Origin of the sequence: Psychrobacter sp. AOP7-B1-24 (genome assembly GCF_052376215.1) — a bacterium.
In the GTDB taxonomy this organism is placed as follows: Bacteria; Pseudomonadota; Gammaproteobacteria; order Pseudomonadales; family Moraxellaceae; genus Psychrobacter.
The window spans coordinates 39,781-56,786 of record NZ_JBQSVL010000015.1; the positions used below are offsets into that span (position 1 = coordinate 39,781).

Sequence of the window (17,006 nt, forward strand, 5' to 3'; positions counted from 1 at the left end):
GCGCCATATGAGTGCGTTACCACGTATTAATCATCACGCTATCTGCAACTGGAGAATCTTTTTTATGTCAAAATACACCATGCCAGATGATAACCAGCTTCAAAATAACGGCCAAGCGAGCTTCACTGTATTCGGTGTAGGCGGCGGCGGCGGTAATGCAGTTGAACATATGGTACAACAAGGAATTAGAGGTGTAACGTTTGTTTGTGCCAATACGGACAAACAAGCACTCGATCGCCTAACGGCTCCACATAAACTGCAACTGGGTGCAAAAACCAACCGTGGTCTAGGTGCAGGTGCAAACCCAGAAGTTGGTCGTGAAGCGGCAGAAAGCGAAGAAGAATCTATCCGTGCATTACTCGAACATTCAGATATGGTGTTTATTACAGCTGGTATGGGTGGCGGTACAGGTACAGGTGCAGCACCAGTGGTTGCTCGTATTGCTAAAGAAATGGAAGTGTTGACGGTCGCGGTTGTGACCACACCATTTAAATTTGAAGGCGGTAAGCGCATCAAGGCGGCCAAAGCCGGTATCGAGCAGCTAACTAACTTCGTTGACTCCATTATTACTATCCCAAATGATAAATTAATGAGTGTCTACGGCAACATCTCTATGCAAGACGCTTTTAAAAAAGCGGATGATGTACTACTGCATGCAGTGCAAGGTATTGCTGAAACCATCGCTAGCGAAGGCATGATTAATATCGATTTCAACGATATTCGTACTGCGATGACTGCTAAAGGTCATGCGATGATGGGTATTGGCCGTGCAAGTGGTGATGATCGTGCACGTCAAGCGACGGAAAAAGCTATTAGATCGCCATTACTTGATGATTTGCGTTTAGAGAATGCTAAAGGTTTATTAGTTAACGTTATTTCTTCTGAATCATTATCGCTAGATGAAATGAGCAAAATCAGCATAATAGTGGAAGAGATTACTGATATTGATGATGCTCATATTTTTTATGGTTCAGTCATTGATGAAAAAATGGGTGATGACTTACATGTGACGGTTATTGCAACAGGTCTGACCTTAGATGAAAATGCCGGTAAGGAACCTGAAGTAACGGAACAGGTTGTACCTTCTGTAAACAGTACACAGCCAGTTGATCCTAACTTGCATACCAGTGCGCTGAATAGCCAAAAACAGTCTCAAGCTAAGATGTATCAAGATAGTACTGTTCGTTCGCAGCCATCACAAGAGCAGCCCAAAACTAAAACCAACAGTATTCAAGATTATCTAAAACGTCAACAAAATAAGTAGTGCTTTTAGGTATCATGAACTGCAAAAGCCAGCGTTAATCGCTGGCTTTTTTGTGGTTATAGATAAAGTATATCTGTTTGCAAAAACGTTATTCTATGATTCTTTTAATAGATATAGTCGGTGAACTACTATAGTCAGTCCTAAATAAAAAAGATGCAAATACAACCACGCGATACGGGTTACATTTTGCTTGCTGTGCCTACGCAGACAGAGGCTGCGCAAAATGTAACCCGTATCGCTGTATTTATTTTATAGTGGATCGCTTATAAGTTGGTAGGGTGTTTATCTCCTTAGATATATTACCTGTACAATCTGCGGTTTATTACCTTGTACCTATTTTAAATTTCTTTGACTATAGAAGTAGCACTTTAAGAGTCGCTAATCATTAACGAGTAGTAGCATAAGACATCTCTCGATAATAAATATCGACTCTAATATGGCTACATACATAGGAATAGTTATGTTTGTAGAGCATGAAAATAGTTTCAGATTGGTGTGATAAGTGTTATCAATCAAAGAGATAAGAAAAATAGCAGGTTTTAACTGTGGCGAACTAGTGGTCTGTAATGGTACACTATGGCAATTGTAACAAAATATGTGAGAAGACAGTCATGAACCAAAGAACTATAAAAACTGCGATAGCTGTGACAGGTACTGGTCTTCATAGTGGTCAGCCTGTTGACTTAGAATTTCATCCACAGCCAGTGAATACCGGTATTGTTTTCGAGCGTTCTGATATCGAAGGCAGTCAAGCGATTCCAGCCAGTGCTTTCTTGGTACAAGATACCATGATGTCCTCTAATCTCGTATTTGGCGGTACACGGGTTGGTACGGTCGAGCATTTGCTAAGTGCGATTGCTGGACTTGGTGTCGATAACCTTTTAATCCGTGTTTCTGCTTCAGAGATACCTATTATGGACGGTAGTGCTGCGCCTTTTGTGGGACTGTTACTTGATGCAGGGGTTTGTGAGCAGGATGCCTTGAAAAAGTTTATTAAGATTGTACAACCAGTACGAGTTAAGGTCGATGATAAGTGGGCAGAGTTGCGTCCTTATGAAGGATTTGAGTTGAATTTTGAAATTGATTTTGATCATCCTGCTATCGATAAAAACTTTCAACATGCGCAACTACAGTTTTCTACGCAAAATTTTATTGAGCAGTTGAGCTCAGCACGTACTTTTGGTTTTTTACGTGATATTGAAGCATTACGTCAGAATAACTTGGCATTGGGTGGCAGTATGGACAATGCTATCGTTATTGATGAGGCGAATATTCTTAACGAAGAGGGTTTGCGTTTTAATGATGAATTTGTTCGCCATAAAATTTTGGATGCCTTGGGTGATTTATATTTAATTGGTTATCCAATTTTAGGTCGTTTTAACGCTTACAAGTCTGGTCATGCGTTAAATAATTTATTGGTGCGAGAGATTTTATCTAACCATGATAACTTTGAAATTGTAACTTTTGATGACAATGTAACTTGCCCTATTGAATATCTACCCATGAAAGGGTTAGCCGTTGAAGCTTGAAGACGGGAATATACAGGAAGTATCGAAACATTGACGCAATATTACATATGGCGACTATAATTACATTCTTATAATATTATATATTGTGAATATACACTCAATGTTATTTTAATAATTTTACTCTAAGTTAGAGTGTACAAAAGCTGTAGATAGTTTTTAAATCATTTGTTGGTACTATTCATTGTGTGAATGGAGCCAACAGATGATTTTTTTTATTTGCTCCATTACAAACTTCCATTGTTTTTATTCGATTTTTACGTTCTTATTTACATAACTTTACATTAAGCAGCCGGGTCTTTTTAATGTTTTGCTAAGCGTAACAGTGCTTTTTTGAGGTTTTCATCAGTGGTGACATGCTCTGCAGCCTGTGATATAGTCCGTTTTATGTTTTGGCTAAGCACCTGATTTTCATTAGCTTTATCAATCTTAGATAATTCTGTTGATAGTGTTGATGCTTGCTTAGATGAGTGGTTATTACTCGATTTACTAACGACTACGACGCGGATTTTTTTGAGTTGTTTAAATGTAATTGATTGCTCTGTTAGTACTTGCAAATAAGCATTTTGTAGATAACGGATGTGATTCGCAGCAGTTATTGAGCCAACACTGAGTATTAACTGTTCAGAAGTGAAGCCTACGACCCAACAGGTATTGAGGATTTCCTCAGGTAGACAGTCTACCAATAGTTCTTTTACTTCATTGGTCGTTTGTATATATAGACGCATATTATCAGCAAGTGTTTGAGGTAGTGCGCTACCAGCAAAAGCTTGGTGATCGATAAGCTGGGCAAGCCGATTAGGTTGTTTTTTTGACATCGTAATGACTCATCTAATAGGTGATAAAATCGATACTCATAACAGATATGCTAAAGCGATATATGTTAAACGATTTGTGTGAGAGCTGACTAGTCAGATATCTGTATTAGTCATTACAGAAGAAAGAGCGAAATGTTGTAATAAGGATTTTATCATGTTTGTTTAATGATTATATCCTCCTAACTTAATTGATGCTTCGTTATGGATGACGAGCTGTCTGGTATTAACAATAGGTAGTAAATTTATGAAACAAGCTTTATTAATTTTGTCAGTATTGGGAATGGGTATAGCACAGGCAAATGGTGCTGTCGAAACCACCTTTCAGCCAAATAATACCTTGAGTCATAGTAGATCCACTGTTCCTACTGCGAACTACGCTTCTAGTAGCAACATCTATAGCACTAAAAGTGGTGCTCATGTATCTAGTAACGATGAGATCAGTCAAGCCATTGATAAACTAAGTGCACATGCTAAGCAAAAAGAATATCAGCTTGCATCACTAACCAGCCAATTATCTTACGAGCAGCGTCAGCAGCAAGCAAGTCTTGTTCCTGATCGTTATTCAGCGCCTGCTATTGCCGCAGCAAATGCATCGCGATCTGCCTTATCTAGAAGTTCTGGTTACTGTGCTCGTTATGTACGTAAAGCATTGCAATCAGCTGGTTACGAATTTACGCCTAATCCTTCAGCCTATCAATACGCCTCTCGTGGCACGCTAGCGCAAGCTGGTTTTACTAAAATTAGTAACGATACGCAACCGCAAGTCGGTGATGTGGTTGTTTACGATCGAACTTCAAGACGTCCACATGGTCATATTCAAATATTTGATGGTAATGACTGGGTGTCTGACTTCCGTCAAAACAGTATAAGCCCGTACAGTGGTCATCATAATTATACGACATGGCGTGACTCAAAATACGTTGATGATGCATCAAATCGTGGTATTTACCTTGCTATGGCTGACAAATAGTAGTCAGTTAGCTACGCGTATGAGTGTATTCAATTGAACACTTTTTCTAGACTCAGTAATGTTGTTTATAACATTACTGAGTTTTTTATTTTGAGTAGCATGTTTCAATTGAGCGTGTTAGGCTTTTTGTTGCTTGAGTATTGATTAGAAAAGGGAGCTTTAATCACCTAAGATGTGTCCTAATTCTTACAACCATTGTTTGAATAAGGATAAAGCATAGCCGAGTTAAATTTCACCTTTTGACCAGTAATGGCAATTATGAAAATCAGGTGGTGTCGGATGAGAGACTGCAAAGTATAGAGCAGTTTTATTTAGCCATAAGATAACACAGGGATGTATGTACTCGATAGGTGTGCCATACATGGCATACTTGTTATGAGATACTTGGGTTATAGGTATATTGAAGCTTTGTTCAAAACCAATAGGTCTGGAGGTTTTCGATGAAGGTTCAGGTGTCTTAGTTAGGGTTATGTTTGATTTGATATAGCCGCTCCAATCAATAGAAGCACGTGTTTGATTGTCTGTTAGCATCAGAGGTGTAGGTGGCAGAATTACGGGCTTGCGGTAGCTTTTAAATTGATAAAGTGCGTAACGACCGTCTGGACTGGCATTGATTTCAATATAGGGTGATGTGTGTTTATCTATACGATTATTATTAATTAGATCGCCAGCGATAAAGCACTCAAGGCAAGTCTCCTCCCATAAGTAATCAGCAAAGCCAACTTGCTCTACCTTCCAGGTTGGCCAGTTGAGTTGGCTTATCAAAGATGGAGTAGGTAAGCTAATTTGATAATTAAACTGTAAACACATTACTGGTTGGTGGATTACTGTAAGGCCAACAACAATACGAATATTTTTTAGTTCATCTATAGTGCTATTAAGCTGCTTTGCATCAACTGCTATTGTGTCAGTTGCTAAGCATAAATGAAAAGTTTGGCTCATAATTTGATAACGTCCAACATTTAAAAATAAGAATCATAAAGTATCTTACTCACTAACTTCTCTCGTTTTTATAAAAAATTATATTTAGGGTAAGCGGTAAGTATGAAATAGGATATATATAGCATAAAAGCCGCGAGCAAAATTGCATCGCGGCTTTTATGTACTACCTAAATGAGTTATCGGTCTGATAAATCATTTAGGATAGTAAAATGCACAGTAAGCAGATATGAAAGAATTACTATGCGTGACGTGCGAGGTTAGACAGTTTTGGGTTGGCATTTGGGTTTTGGCGTAATAACAATGCCATCCGACCGATAGAGTGAACCAAAGACGCATTGGCTGCTGCTGCAAGTTCAGCTCCCACGATGTCACGCTCTTCTTTTGTGCCTGCTGGCAGCTTTACTTTAATAAGTTCATGATCTGATAAAGCGCGATCAATTTCTTCAGTAATAGTCGGAGTGATACCTTTATTGCCAATCATGACAATTGGTTTGAGTTCGTGACCAATGCCTCTTAGGCGCTTGATTGTAGCATTATCGAGTTGCATAGAATTCCTAGGTGTTGGTAAAAATAAAAGACAGTGCTATTAAAAGCAGTTGGTGACTATTATAGATAATCTGTGGTCAGATTGCATGACATCAGCAGGATTTTGCACGATTTTACGTGATGAAAATGTTAAACTAAATGTTTAGTCACATTATAGACGCTACTGTCTTATAAAACAGTATTTTAACCAATAGAATTTGATCAGTTTGGCACTATAAAATAAGTTTATGACCTGATTGATGATTGCTTTAAAGTCATTGAGCTCATCTGAAAAACCCATTTGATAAATGAATGGCTATTGAATAAATATGTATTCGTTTTTTGTAATGTAATAGGAGCAGGTATTTTGGCCACGCGTATCGAAAATAAAAAGCTGTCAAAGAGTAGCAGCGCTTGGATGAAAGAGCATATTGATGATCATTATGTGCAAAAGGCTCAAAAAGAAGGCTATCGTGCCCGTGCTGCTTATAAATTATTAGAAATCAATGAAAAAACGAACCTTATTAAAAAAGGTATGACAGTCGTAGATCTAGGTAGTGCTCCTGGTAGTTGGTCACAAGTAGCTGGTCAGTTGGTAGGTGAGCAAGGCATCTTGATTGCTTCTGATATTTTGGCTATGGATACATTACCTGATGTTACCTTTATTCAAGGTGACTTTCGTGAAGCAGAAGTGTTTGATAACATCATGGCAGAGGTTGGTGATAGACAAGTCGATGTGGTGTTGTCTGATATGGCACCGAATACAGCCGGTAACAGTGCTATCGATCAACCACGTATGATGTACTTATGTGAATTGGCAGTGGACTTTGCTTTAGCAACCTTACCAAAAGGTGGCGCGCTTATTATGAAAGTGTTTCAAGGTGAAGGAACACAAGAATTACGCAAGCAGATGCAGCATGATTTTAGTAAAATTCGTAGTATCAAACCAGGTGCTTCACGACCACGGTCAAAAGAGATGTTTTGGGTAGCTATTAAGTAGTTTGAACTGCGATGAGTTACTGCCATTGCAAATGAGATATTATGTCACCATAAAATATATCTAAATGATAGATTAAACTCATTACAATCGTTGATTGAATAATAGTGAAATCTGCTTGAATTATGCAGGTTAGTACCACATATCATGGTATATTAACTTTGTTTTAGGCAAAGTCGTCTGACAATAAACGCTTGATAAGCTCATCTACAATAGAGTCATATGTTATTGATATTTATGATATGTTATATCTGTTTTGATAAATGGTTTAATATGCATAGGTTATGGCTCATAAAATTCTAGTGTTGAGAAAGTTATTAAAAATGAATATTACGTTTATAGACGTCACGTGTTTAATAAACACACCAATAAGTAAGGGATGGGAATAACTAGTGAGCGACATGGTAAAAAATACCTTATTGTGGCTGGTGGTAATCGGCGTTTTAGTACTGGTGTTTAGCGGCTTCGATCAATCATCTGAGCCGGATAGCCTTAACTACTCTGAGTTTGTGACCGCTGTGTCAGAAAACCAAGTAGCCAGTGTTGAAATCGACGGTGAAGAGATCACTGGCGAGAAGAAAAATGGTTCATCTTTTGAGACCATTAGACCTGCTGTGTCAGATGATGAGCTTATGCCATTACTGCGTGAAAACCAAGTCGAAGTTCAAGGGACTGCACCAAAGCGTCAAAGCGTATTAATGCAACTACTGATCGCCAGTTTCCCGATTCTATTGATCATCGGACTGTTCTTATTCTTCATGCGTAATATGCAAGGTGGTGCTGGCGGTAAAGGTGGCGGTCCAATGAGCTTTGGTAAGTCTAAAGCTAAAATGTTGACTGAAGACCAAATTAATGTCGATTTTGAAGATGTAGCTGGTTGTGAAGAAGCCAAAGAAGAAGTGGTAGAGGTCGTTGACTTTTTACGTGATCCAGATAAATTTACCAAACTTGGTGCAACCATTCCACGTGGTATTTTGATGGTAGGTCCACCTGGTACTGGTAAGACATTATTAGCACGAGCCATTGCTGGTGAGGCTAAAGTACCATTTTTCTCAATTTCAGGCTCTGACTTTGTTGAGATGTTTGTTGGTGTTGGTGCATCTCGTGTACGTGATATGTTTGAACAAGCGAAAAAAAGCGCACCATGTATTATCTTTATTGATGAGATTGACGCAGTCGGTCGTCATCGTGGCTCTGGTATGGGCGGCGGTAATGATGAGCGTGAGCAGACACTGAACCAACTATTGGTTGAGATGGATGGCTTTGAAGGTAATGAAGGCGTTATTGTGATTGCTGCGACTAACCGTGCAGATGTTCTTGATAAAGCATTGCTACGTCCAGGTCGTTTTGATCGTCAAGTACAAGTTGGCTTACCAGATATCAAAGGCCGTGAACAAATCTTAAAAGTTCACTTGAGAAAGCTACCAAATACCATTGGTGTGGATGCCAATGCACTTGCTCGTGGTACACCTGGATTCAGTGGTGCACAGCTTGCCAACTTGGTTAACGAAGCAGCACTATTTGCGGCGCGTCGCAACAAGACTAGTGTCGATATGAATGACTTTGAAGATGCGAAAGACAAGCTTTATATGGGTCCTGAGCGTAAGTCTATGGTTATACGTGAAGAAGAGCGCCGTGCAACAGCTTATCATGAGTCAGGTCATGCCTTAGTCGCTGAGTTGCTACCTGGTACAGATCCGGTACATAAAGTAACGATTATGCCGCGTGGTTTTGCCCTTGGTGTTACTTGGCAGTTGCCTGAGCATGATCAAACTAGCATGTATAAATCTAAGATGTTAAATGATATTGCAATCTTATTCGGTGGTCGTATCGCTGAAGAAGTCTTTATCAATCAGATGTCAACGGGTGCCTCAAACGACTTTGAACGTGCAACCAAAATGGCACGAGCTATGGTTACCAAATATGGTATGTCTGATGCACTTGGTGTTATGGTGTACGAAGATGAAGATAGTTCGCAGGGCTATTTTGGCTCTAGTAATCGCACGATTTCTGAGGCCACACAGCAAAAAGTGGATGAAGAAGTACGTCGTATGCTAGAAGAGCAGTATGATATTGCTCGTGAGCTTATCGAAGGCAATCAAGAGAAAATGCATGCTATGGTTGATGCATTGATGAAGTGGGAAACGATTGATCGTGATCAGTTGCAAGATATATTAGCAGGTGAAGAGCCACGCCCACCAAGAGTCTATCAACACAATGAAGTGAACCTGTCAAAAAATGATGTGAAAACGACAGGCCCAACACCGCCGCCATTACCTGCGATGTAAGTTTATAAACATTGAAGTTAGATTTAATACGTTAATTGAAAAAGCCCTTTTTTATAAAGGGCTTTTTTATTGCTGTCATTTTATTAAGGATTTAGGACAGTATAAGATTTACTGGTATCATAAGAGTATTTAGTAAGAATTAAAACCATATTATATATTTTACTTATGACGGAACATTGATGTCACTATTTCAATCTTTACCCGCTTACCAAATATCTAGCCGTGATAAAACTCTAGATTTGTCGCAGCCGCATATTATGGGCATACTCAATGTTACACCAGATTCGTTCTCAGATGGAGGACAGTTTACTGCTATAGATAAGGCAGTTGATCATTGTCAGCAGATGATAGCGGAAGGTGCCACTATTATTGATATTGGTGGTGAATCTACTCGTCCAAATGCTGATGTGGTAGCCACTAGCGATGAGATAAAGCGTGTTATACCAGTTGTCAAAGCCATACGACAAAGTTTCGGTCATGATATTTGGCTATCTATTGATACCAGTAATCCAGCGGTCATGGCAGCTGCATTCGAAGCAGGTGCTGATATCTGGAACGATGTAAGAGCGCTTAAACGTGAGGGTGCCGCCATATTAGCTGCTGAACTTAATATACCAGTTATGCTCATGCACATGCGCGGTGAGCCCACAACGATGAATAATTTGGCACAGTACAATGATGTGATAAATGATGTCAGTACCGAGTTATTAGCTCGTGTTGATGAGGTGACTAGCATCGGTGTAAAGCGTGAAAAACTGATTATTGACCCAGGTTTCGGTTTTGCTAAAAACTATGAGCATCACTGCGCATTACTAAGTCAATTGAGCCACTTACAGGGACTTGGTTTACCGATGATGTTTGGGATTTCACGCAAGCGTTTTTTAGCAGAAGTATTGACCAACAGTGGGGTCGAGGCAGTTGCGATGACTCAAGCAGCAGAACGAGATATGATAGGTACAGCAGCTGGAATTTTTGCGTTACAACAAGGTGCCAGCATTATTCGAACTCATAATGTGGCGATGATGCAGCAATCAATTGCGCTGTGGCATCAGTTGTCTGGGTACCAGTAACATTAGATGAGCATATCGCTTAAATATAATATAAAAAAATAAACTTAATCATTAAAGGTAGCTTTATGACCAATCAGCCAGAACCAACCAATGAACAGCGTCGTATTATTTATCAAGCGCGCCGCGGACTAAAAGAGTTAGATTTTTATATTGACCCTTATGTCAAAGAGTTATACCTAACTGCAGATGCTGCTGAACAAGCCATATTTGCAGAAATGCTGACGCATGAAGATCCTGACTTGTTGGATTATTTCACCAATCAAGATCGTCCAAAAAGTGATGACATATGGGCTTTAGTTAATAAGATTAAGACATGGCGTCATACAAAAAGTTTGACTTGATACTTGGTCAGGCAGTATGAGTTTTAGATTTGTATAATAGCTTCGTATTTGTGCTGGTACTTGACTATGACCTCGTTAACATCTCTACGCATTGACACTGCTATTCAGCCTACCAGTTACTTGCGCTTGCTGCTGTATATTGGTTTAGCGAGCGTGATGATGGTAATTGCATGGTTTGCTGCGTTAATGTTGTGGCAGTATGTGCTTATTGTGATAGTCACAGTGATGGTTGTTGTTTATCTGGTATTATCAAGGCCTATACCGCTGCATATGAGCCAACCACCGCTTAGTCAGCGTACTGATAAAGGTTGGCAGCTGATGATTCGCACTGCTCATGGTGATGAGCTATGGCAGGCAAAATTGGTTACTGTTCATGCTTATCGGTGGGTAATGAGTTTTGAATTCAATATCGTAGAGCCTTATCAGCGTTCTTTATCAGTAACGGTATTTCGCGACCAAGTAAGTGCTGACCAATGGAGAGAGTTGCGTGTTTTGGCTAATGTAAGTGCTACTAAAAGATAATAAAGGGCTGTTTTCTAAATGTATTTTGCTAATACATGGCGGATTTTTTCAACTGCCTCTTTCTGAACAAAGTATGAGGACACGCCCTAATTTTTAACAAAAAATAATATGAGCAGAACAGGAGTATTGTATGAGTTTATTAGGTAATTTAGTGAGCCAAGTCGCCCGTAGTGCGATGAATCCAGAAGATAACCAAAGTGATACCGTTAATCATAGTACGAGTTCAAACAATACTGCTGGCTTAGGTGGTGTGTTGGGTAGCGTATTGGGTGGAATGGCTCAGACTAATAATAATACACAGCAGCAGAGTAGCCAAGCAGATAATGGTTTTGGTTTAGATGATATCATCGGTGATCTTGCTGGTGGTCAGAGCGGTAGTGGTGCTAGTGGTTTGGGAGATATTTTAGGAAGCGTGTTAGGTAGCAACCAGCAGCAGCAAGGTAGTATGGGCGGGAAAAGTATGCTGATCGCGGCACTTATGCCCATGGTGCTCAGCTGGATTAAGCGTAATGGTGGTTTGAGTGGTGCATTATCAAAAATCACTGCGATGGGTCACGAAAGCAAAGTGCGTTCTTGGATGAGTAGTCAAGAAACCAACGATAACCTTGATCCTGATGACATCAGTCGTTTGTTTGATGAAAATGAAATTCAGCAAGTAGCCGCGCATACAGGTACTAATGATGGAGAAGTGCGCCAAGGACTTGCAGAGTTGCTCCCAGAGGTTATGAATCAACTAACGCCAAATGGTAACTTGGATAATGAGGGTGAGGCCAACGAAGAGATTGATCAAATTATCAATCAGCTATCTAGTCGGCTGAATGCTTTTAAGTAAATTTTTTCAATTGGTTTTTAGAGTAGGGCGTGTTGAACATTCAAATGTTAAGATTGCAATAAAAAAGAGTGCCTCATGAGACGCACTCTTTTTTATTACCCATACGCGCAATTTCTTACTGTGTTTATCCAGAATTTTTGTTATCTACTCATTTTATAATCTAAAGAGATATGTTAAAAACAGTAATCAATAGAACACTAGACATATATATCTTATAAAATAATTAGTATGAGCACATCACTTTTGCATTTAGCGCTTGTTAGCTAAAGCATGTTTTCTAATAGCTATAATTTAATAGCATAAGGATTTTGACCTATGCCATTTAAGCCTATCCAAGCAGCGGTTGCCATTTTAGTCGGTTTGATAATTTGGTTTGTTATTCCGGTACCTACTGGTGTCACACCAGAAGCCTGGCATATGTTGGCATTATTTATCGCCACCATCGTCGCTATCATAGGGAAGGTGTTACCTATTGGTGCAATTGCTATTATTGCAGTTACCCTAGTGGCACTCACAGGTGTAACTAGTGATAGTCCAAAACAAGCCATTAGTGATGCGTTATCAAGTTATTCAAGCCCTCTCATTTGGCTGATTGGTATTGCAGTTATGATATCACGTGGTTTGATAAAAACAGGTTTGGGTCGGCGTATTGCTTATTATTTCATTTCTATTTTCGGTAAAAAGACGATCGGTGTGGCTTATTCCTTAACCGCTGCCGAGCTGATGATAGCGCCAATTACGCCTTCTAACACGGCGCGTGGTGGTGGTATTATTCATCCAATTATGAAGTCCATTGCACAAAGCTTTCATTCAACTCCAGAGGAAGGTACTCAAAACAAAATTGGCCGCTATTTGGCTATGGTTAATTACCATGCCAATCCGATTACTTCTGGTATGTTCATCACTGCTACGGCTCCCAACCCCTTAGTTGTAGAGTTGGTTAATAAAGCGACAGGTGGTGATATTCAGTTGTCGTGGACAACGTGGGCGGTGGCAATGTTTATACCGGGTTTGCTCTGCTTGATAGTTATGCCGTTAGTCATCTATATGATTTGCCCGCCTGAGGTCAAAGCAACACCCGATGCCAAACACTTTGCTAAAGACAATCTAAAAGAAATGGGTAGCGTAAGTTCACAAGAGAAAATTATGCTTGGTGTGTTCGCGCTTATGTTGATTTTGTGGGCAAATATTCCGGCATTGATTTTGGGTGATCAGTATAGTGTTAATGCCACTACGACTGCTTTTGTTGGTTTGATGACATTAATATTGACAGGCGTATTGACTTGGGATGATATTTTAAAAGAGAAGTCAGCATGGGATACCATTGTATGGTTCGGTGCCCTGATTATGATGGCGACTTATTTAAATAAACTTGGGTTGATTAGTTGGTTCTCAGGTAATATTGAGTCTCTAATTGGTACAACTGGTTTAGGCTGGATAGGTGCCGTAACAGTTTTGACTTTGGTCTATTTATATATACATTACTTTTTTGCTAGTACCACTGCACATATAACTGCGCTATTTGCAGCATTTTACGCTGTGGGTCTGACATTAGGTGCGCCGCCGATGTTGTATGCATTAATCTTGGCCGCAGCAGGTAATATCATGATGACATTGACCCATTATGCAACTGGTACAGCACCGGTTATCTTTAACTCAGGCTATGTGACACTAAAAGAGTGGTGGGGCGTTGGTGCGGTTATGAGTGTGGTGAACTTAGTCATTTGGATAGGTGCTGGTCTGATTTGGTGGAAAATACTTGGCTATTATTAAGGAGTAACTCAATTGAAATGAGCCATAGCACTGATTAAAAGCGCTCATCTAACGTTTCTAGCGTATAGTTGAGTGCGGCAAAGCAGATATCAGTATTAAATCCCCTGTATTGTAAAAACCGTAACTGGCGAGCTTTGTCTTTTTGTTCAAGCGGCACATCATCGCCGTACTTCTTAGTGCGAGCGATGACGGCAAGTTTTAGCCAGTCTATGCCCTCAACAAGATTGTCATCACTATCATCTACAAACTCACTAAACTCATCTGACTCTGCATTTGCCATATCTATTAGCTCATCAACATTACTGGGTATAGCAATTTTTTTGTGATAAAACTCTTGTTTGATACGACCGCGCCCACGGCCTTTGCGAATATTTTCGCGAATTAACATCAATGTTGTTCGGTAGTCACTTTGGTAGCCTTTTTCTTCAAACTCATTGAGCAGGGCGTCAATTTTATCTGGATCTTGCTCTTTATCAATGAGCTTCTGCTTGAGTTCGGCTTTGCCATACTCACGGCGTGATAAGTAATAAAATGCTAGCCAACGTAAGCGGCTTTCGGCTTTAACTTCATCTACTTCTGCTTGACGTTGTTCAGGTGTACGCAGATAGGCTTTGAGTGCAGCGGGCAGGTTATCGGTCTGTTGATTTGTTTCACCTTGGTGAGAAATAGTACCAGTTTCAGCACCATCATTATTATGATCACATCTTTCTTCTTCGGTACAAAGACCACCCTGTTTAATCTCTTCTAGCATCTCTTTAATGCTTTGTGCTTTTGGTTGCTGGTAAACAGGCACGTTGCTAGATTCAGGGCTAAAATCAGCAGCTGGATGGAAGCGTTTTTCACGCTTTTTATGTTTTGCGGGTTGGATTGTCTTATGGCTGGCTGGGGATGAAGAGAGAGGATTTTTTGAATCTATATCAGTAGTATTCTTGGTCGACGAATCATTGGCTGCAGCGTTATTTTTATGTGAAGAGATGGTTTTTTTGCCAGTTTTACGAGACTTTTTTGGCTCATCTCTATATGACTGTTTAGCAAGCCTAGTATGTTTTTTTGGATTAGTACGAGGAGCGCTCGCTGAATCAATATCTGATTCAGCGAGTATTTCAGCTAAGGTTTTAATTTTCATAATAAATCATGATAATCTATAGCAATTATTGAATATTCTATTATTGTGCAGGTTTAGCCTCTGACTTTTCTTTGGCTTCTTCAGAATCCTCATCTTTGGTACTCTCTTTTGAGCCAAGCTTTTCAGCACGAATCTTATCTTCGATTTCTTGAGCGATTGCCGGATTTTCTTTCAAGAAAAGTACCGAATTGGCCTTACCTTGACCGATTTTTTCATCACCATAGCTATACCAAGAGCCTGCTTTGCCAACTGCGCCAATTTCAACGCCCAAATCAATAACTTCGGCTAAGTGGTTGGTACCTTCGCCGTAAGTGATTTCAAATTCGGCTTGACGGAATGGTGGTGCCATTTTGTTTTTGATAACCTTGACACGAGTTTGGTTACCGATGATTTCATCACCATTCTTAACTGCGCCAATACGGCGAATGTCCATACGAACCGATGCATAGAACTTCAGCGCATTACCACCAGTAGTGGTTTCAGGACTACCAAACATCACACCAATTTTCATACGGATCTGGTTAATAAAGACCACCATGCAGTTAGAGCGTTTGGCATTGCCAGTAATTTTACGCAGTGCTTGGCTCATTAGGCGTGCTTGCAAGCCCATATGTGAGTCACCCATCTCGCCTTCAATCTCAGCACGTGGTGTCAATGCAGCAACTGAGTCAATCACGATCATATCGATAGCACCAGAGCGTACCAGCATATCGGTAATTTCAAGAGCTTGTTCACCGTTGTCAGGCTGCGACAGCAATAGCTCATCCGTGTTTACGCCAAGCTTGCGTGCATAGACAGGGTCAAGCGCGTGTTCGGCATCGATAAAGGCACAAGTACCACCTTGCTTTTGGCATTCTGCAATCGCTTGCAGAGTCATGGTCGTTTTACCTGAGCTTTCTGGGCCATAGATTTCAATAATACGCCCTTTAGGTAAGCCACCAATGCCAAGGGCAATGTCCAACCCAAGCGATCCTGTAGAAACTGCATCTACATCCATAGCGACCGAGTCATCACCTAAATGCATAATGGTGTTTTTGCCAAACTGCTTTTCAATTTGACCCAATGCTGCTTTGAGTGCCTTGGCTTTATTGTCGTCCATACTAGATTCCTTGTGTTCAATTATAAAGTTGAAGTTATCAATTGTGGTGTTACACGTTACATATTCGTATTATAAAAATAATGGTTTATTCGTGCTGAATATTGCTTAAGTCGAATGCCGGATAAGTAGTACGAAACGCTAATAGCAAGCAACGTTCAACGCTTTAGCTAAGACAAACAAGTTATACATACGACATTGTATAAAGTTATATCAGTTTACTATACAGTAAAATTAAATAGCGAGATAAGTAAAAATAAGTTCGCAAATAAGGCTGCTAACGTAAATTTCTCGCTAGATTTTATAGGTTCATGACATTTTATAGGTTCATGACAAAGTTACTTTGTAACTAACTATTCATAAGATGAAATAATTATAACAAATCAAAGCGAGTATTTAGAGGGTGAAATAACGATAGGCGACACTAGGTGTCGTATCATATATCTGTCATGATTCGTATAGATAAATTCTGAAATTAACCATAATTTCGAACTGTATAATGGTAGGGTTTGTCAATAGCTTTAGGAGTTGTTCACAGCGAAAAAAGCCTTGATATTCATTGATTGTGAAACATTGATGACAATGAGATTATTTTTTTAAAATATTAAAAATAATTTTTAATGATTGCATGTTGTTTGTAAGTAATTGATTTATATGAATATTTTTATTGTATAAAAAATGAACGATTTTACCTTATCCTTTAAGTTATCTAGGGGATTTCTTGTCAAGTATCTACTTATACACAGGGTTATCCACAGGTTATGGGGAGAACTCACCAATCCCTTATAGGGTCGATGTTTGCGTGGATTACGGGTAGGGGCTAGCAAGGTGATAATGTCGCTTTTGTATGTGCGTGAACAGGCATTCTTTAATGAACCATATCATAATTAACCATGTTTCACATATTAATATTTTA

The 17,006-nt window shown here is 39.6% G+C and carries 15 protein-coding genes; 10 read left to right on the forward strand and 5 right to left on the reverse strand.

All coding sequences use genetic code 11. The features are described 5' to 3' along the window. Positions 1-64 precede the first annotated feature (64 nt). Together ftsZ and lpxC are read left to right on the forward strand one after the other, a co-directional pair. Complete coding sequence (gene ftsZ, locus ACT3QP_RS05280; RefSeq protein WP_444524714.1) at positions 65-1,264, forward strand: cell division protein FtsZ; 1,200 nt, start codon at positions 65-67, stop codon at positions 1,262-1,264. A 611-nt stretch (positions 1,265-1,875) separates the two neighbouring features. After that, positions 1,876-2,793: a UDP-3-O-acyl-N-acetylglucosamine deacetylase gene (lpxC, locus tag ACT3QP_RS05285; protein WP_444524715.1), complete on the forward strand. Its 918-nt coding sequence runs from the start codon at positions 1,876-1,878 to the stop codon at positions 2,791-2,793. Between the two features lie 299 nt (positions 2,794-3,092). Here lpxC and ACT3QP_RS05290 read toward each other — a convergent pair whose 3' ends face one another. Continuing rightward, positions 3,093-3,608, reverse strand: coding sequence for a hypothetical protein (locus ACT3QP_RS05290; RefSeq protein WP_444524716.1), 516 nt, complete (start codon positions 3,606-3,608; stop codon positions 3,093-3,095). 244 nt (positions 3,609-3,852) lie between these two features. On the opposite strand from ACT3QP_RS05290, the gene ACT3QP_RS05295 reads away from it, so the two are divergent. Next, a complete protein-coding gene (locus ACT3QP_RS05295) occupies positions 3,853-4,578 on the forward strand; it encodes a CHAP domain-containing protein (RefSeq protein ID WP_444524717.1) in 726 nt (241 codons plus the stop codon). Positions 4,579-4,803: 225 nt separating this feature from the next. Here the strand turns inward: ACT3QP_RS05295 and ACT3QP_RS05300 are convergent, their stop codons facing one another. Together ACT3QP_RS05300 and ACT3QP_RS05305 are read right to left on the reverse strand one after the other, a co-directional pair. Further along, on the reverse strand, positions 4,804-5,520 hold the full coding sequence (locus ACT3QP_RS05300) for a hypothetical protein (RefSeq protein WP_444524718.1): 717 nt from the start codon (positions 5,518-5,520) through the stop codon (positions 4,804-4,806). A 238-nt stretch (positions 5,521-5,758) separates the two neighbouring features. After that, complete coding sequence (locus ACT3QP_RS05305; protein WP_192519565.1) at positions 5,759-6,067, reverse strand: YhbY family RNA-binding protein; 309 nt, start codon at positions 6,065-6,067, stop codon at positions 5,759-5,761. Between the two features lie 345 nt (positions 6,068-6,412). On the opposite strand from ACT3QP_RS05305, the gene ACT3QP_RS05310 reads away from it, so the two are divergent. The 7 genes from ACT3QP_RS05310 (at position 6,413) to ACT3QP_RS05340 (ending at position 13,868) form a co-directional block, all read left to right on the forward strand. Beyond that, the gene (locus ACT3QP_RS05310) at positions 6,413-7,045 is read left to right on the forward strand and encodes an RlmE family RNA methyltransferase (RefSeq protein WP_444524719.1); all 633 of its coding nucleotides are present in this window, start codon (positions 6,413-6,415) and stop codon (positions 7,043-7,045) included. A gap of 389 nt (positions 7,046-7,434) precedes the next feature. Beyond that, on the forward strand, positions 7,435-9,330 hold the full coding sequence (gene ftsH / locus ACT3QP_RS05315; protein WP_444524720.1) for an ATP-dependent zinc metalloprotease FtsH: 1,896 nt from the start codon (positions 7,435-7,437) through the stop codon (positions 9,328-9,330). A gap of 179 nt (positions 9,331-9,509) precedes the next feature. Next, positions 9,510-10,400, forward strand: a complete 891-nt coding sequence (folP, locus tag ACT3QP_RS05320) for a dihydropteroate synthase (RefSeq protein ID WP_444524721.1) — start codon at positions 9,510-9,512, stop codon at positions 10,398-10,400. A 65-nt stretch (positions 10,401-10,465) separates the two neighbouring features. After that, positions 10,466-10,741, forward strand: a complete 276-nt coding sequence (locus tag ACT3QP_RS05325) for an FAD assembly factor SdhE (RefSeq protein WP_444524722.1) — start codon at positions 10,466-10,468, stop codon at positions 10,739-10,741. A gap of 66 nt (positions 10,742-10,807) precedes the next feature. Further along, the gene (locus tag ACT3QP_RS05330) at positions 10,808-11,263 is read left to right on the forward strand and encodes a protein YgfX (RefSeq protein WP_444524723.1); all 456 of its coding nucleotides are present in this window, start codon (positions 10,808-10,810) and stop codon (positions 11,261-11,263) included. 130 nt (positions 11,264-11,393) lie between these two features. Beyond that, the gene (locus tag ACT3QP_RS05335) at positions 11,394-12,095 is read left to right on the forward strand and encodes a YidB family protein (protein WP_444524724.1); all 702 of its coding nucleotides are present in this window, start codon (positions 11,394-11,396) and stop codon (positions 12,093-12,095) included. Positions 12,096-12,410: 315 nt separating this feature from the next. After that, complete coding sequence (locus ACT3QP_RS05340; protein ID WP_444524725.1) at positions 12,411-13,868, forward strand: anion permease; 1,458 nt, start codon at positions 12,411-12,413, stop codon at positions 13,866-13,868. Between the two features lie 34 nt (positions 13,869-13,902). Here ACT3QP_RS05340 and ACT3QP_RS05345 read toward each other — a convergent pair whose 3' ends face one another. Continuing rightward, positions 13,903-14,994, reverse strand: a complete 1,092-nt coding sequence (locus ACT3QP_RS05345; protein WP_444524726.1) for a regulatory protein RecX — start codon at positions 14,992-14,994, stop codon at positions 13,903-13,905. Between the two features lie 40 nt (positions 14,995-15,034). Then, positions 15,035-16,093, reverse strand: a complete 1,059-nt coding sequence (gene recA, locus ACT3QP_RS05350; RefSeq protein ID WP_444524727.1) for a recombinase RecA — start codon at positions 16,091-16,093, stop codon at positions 15,035-15,037. Positions 16,094-17,006: the final 913 nt, after the last annotated feature.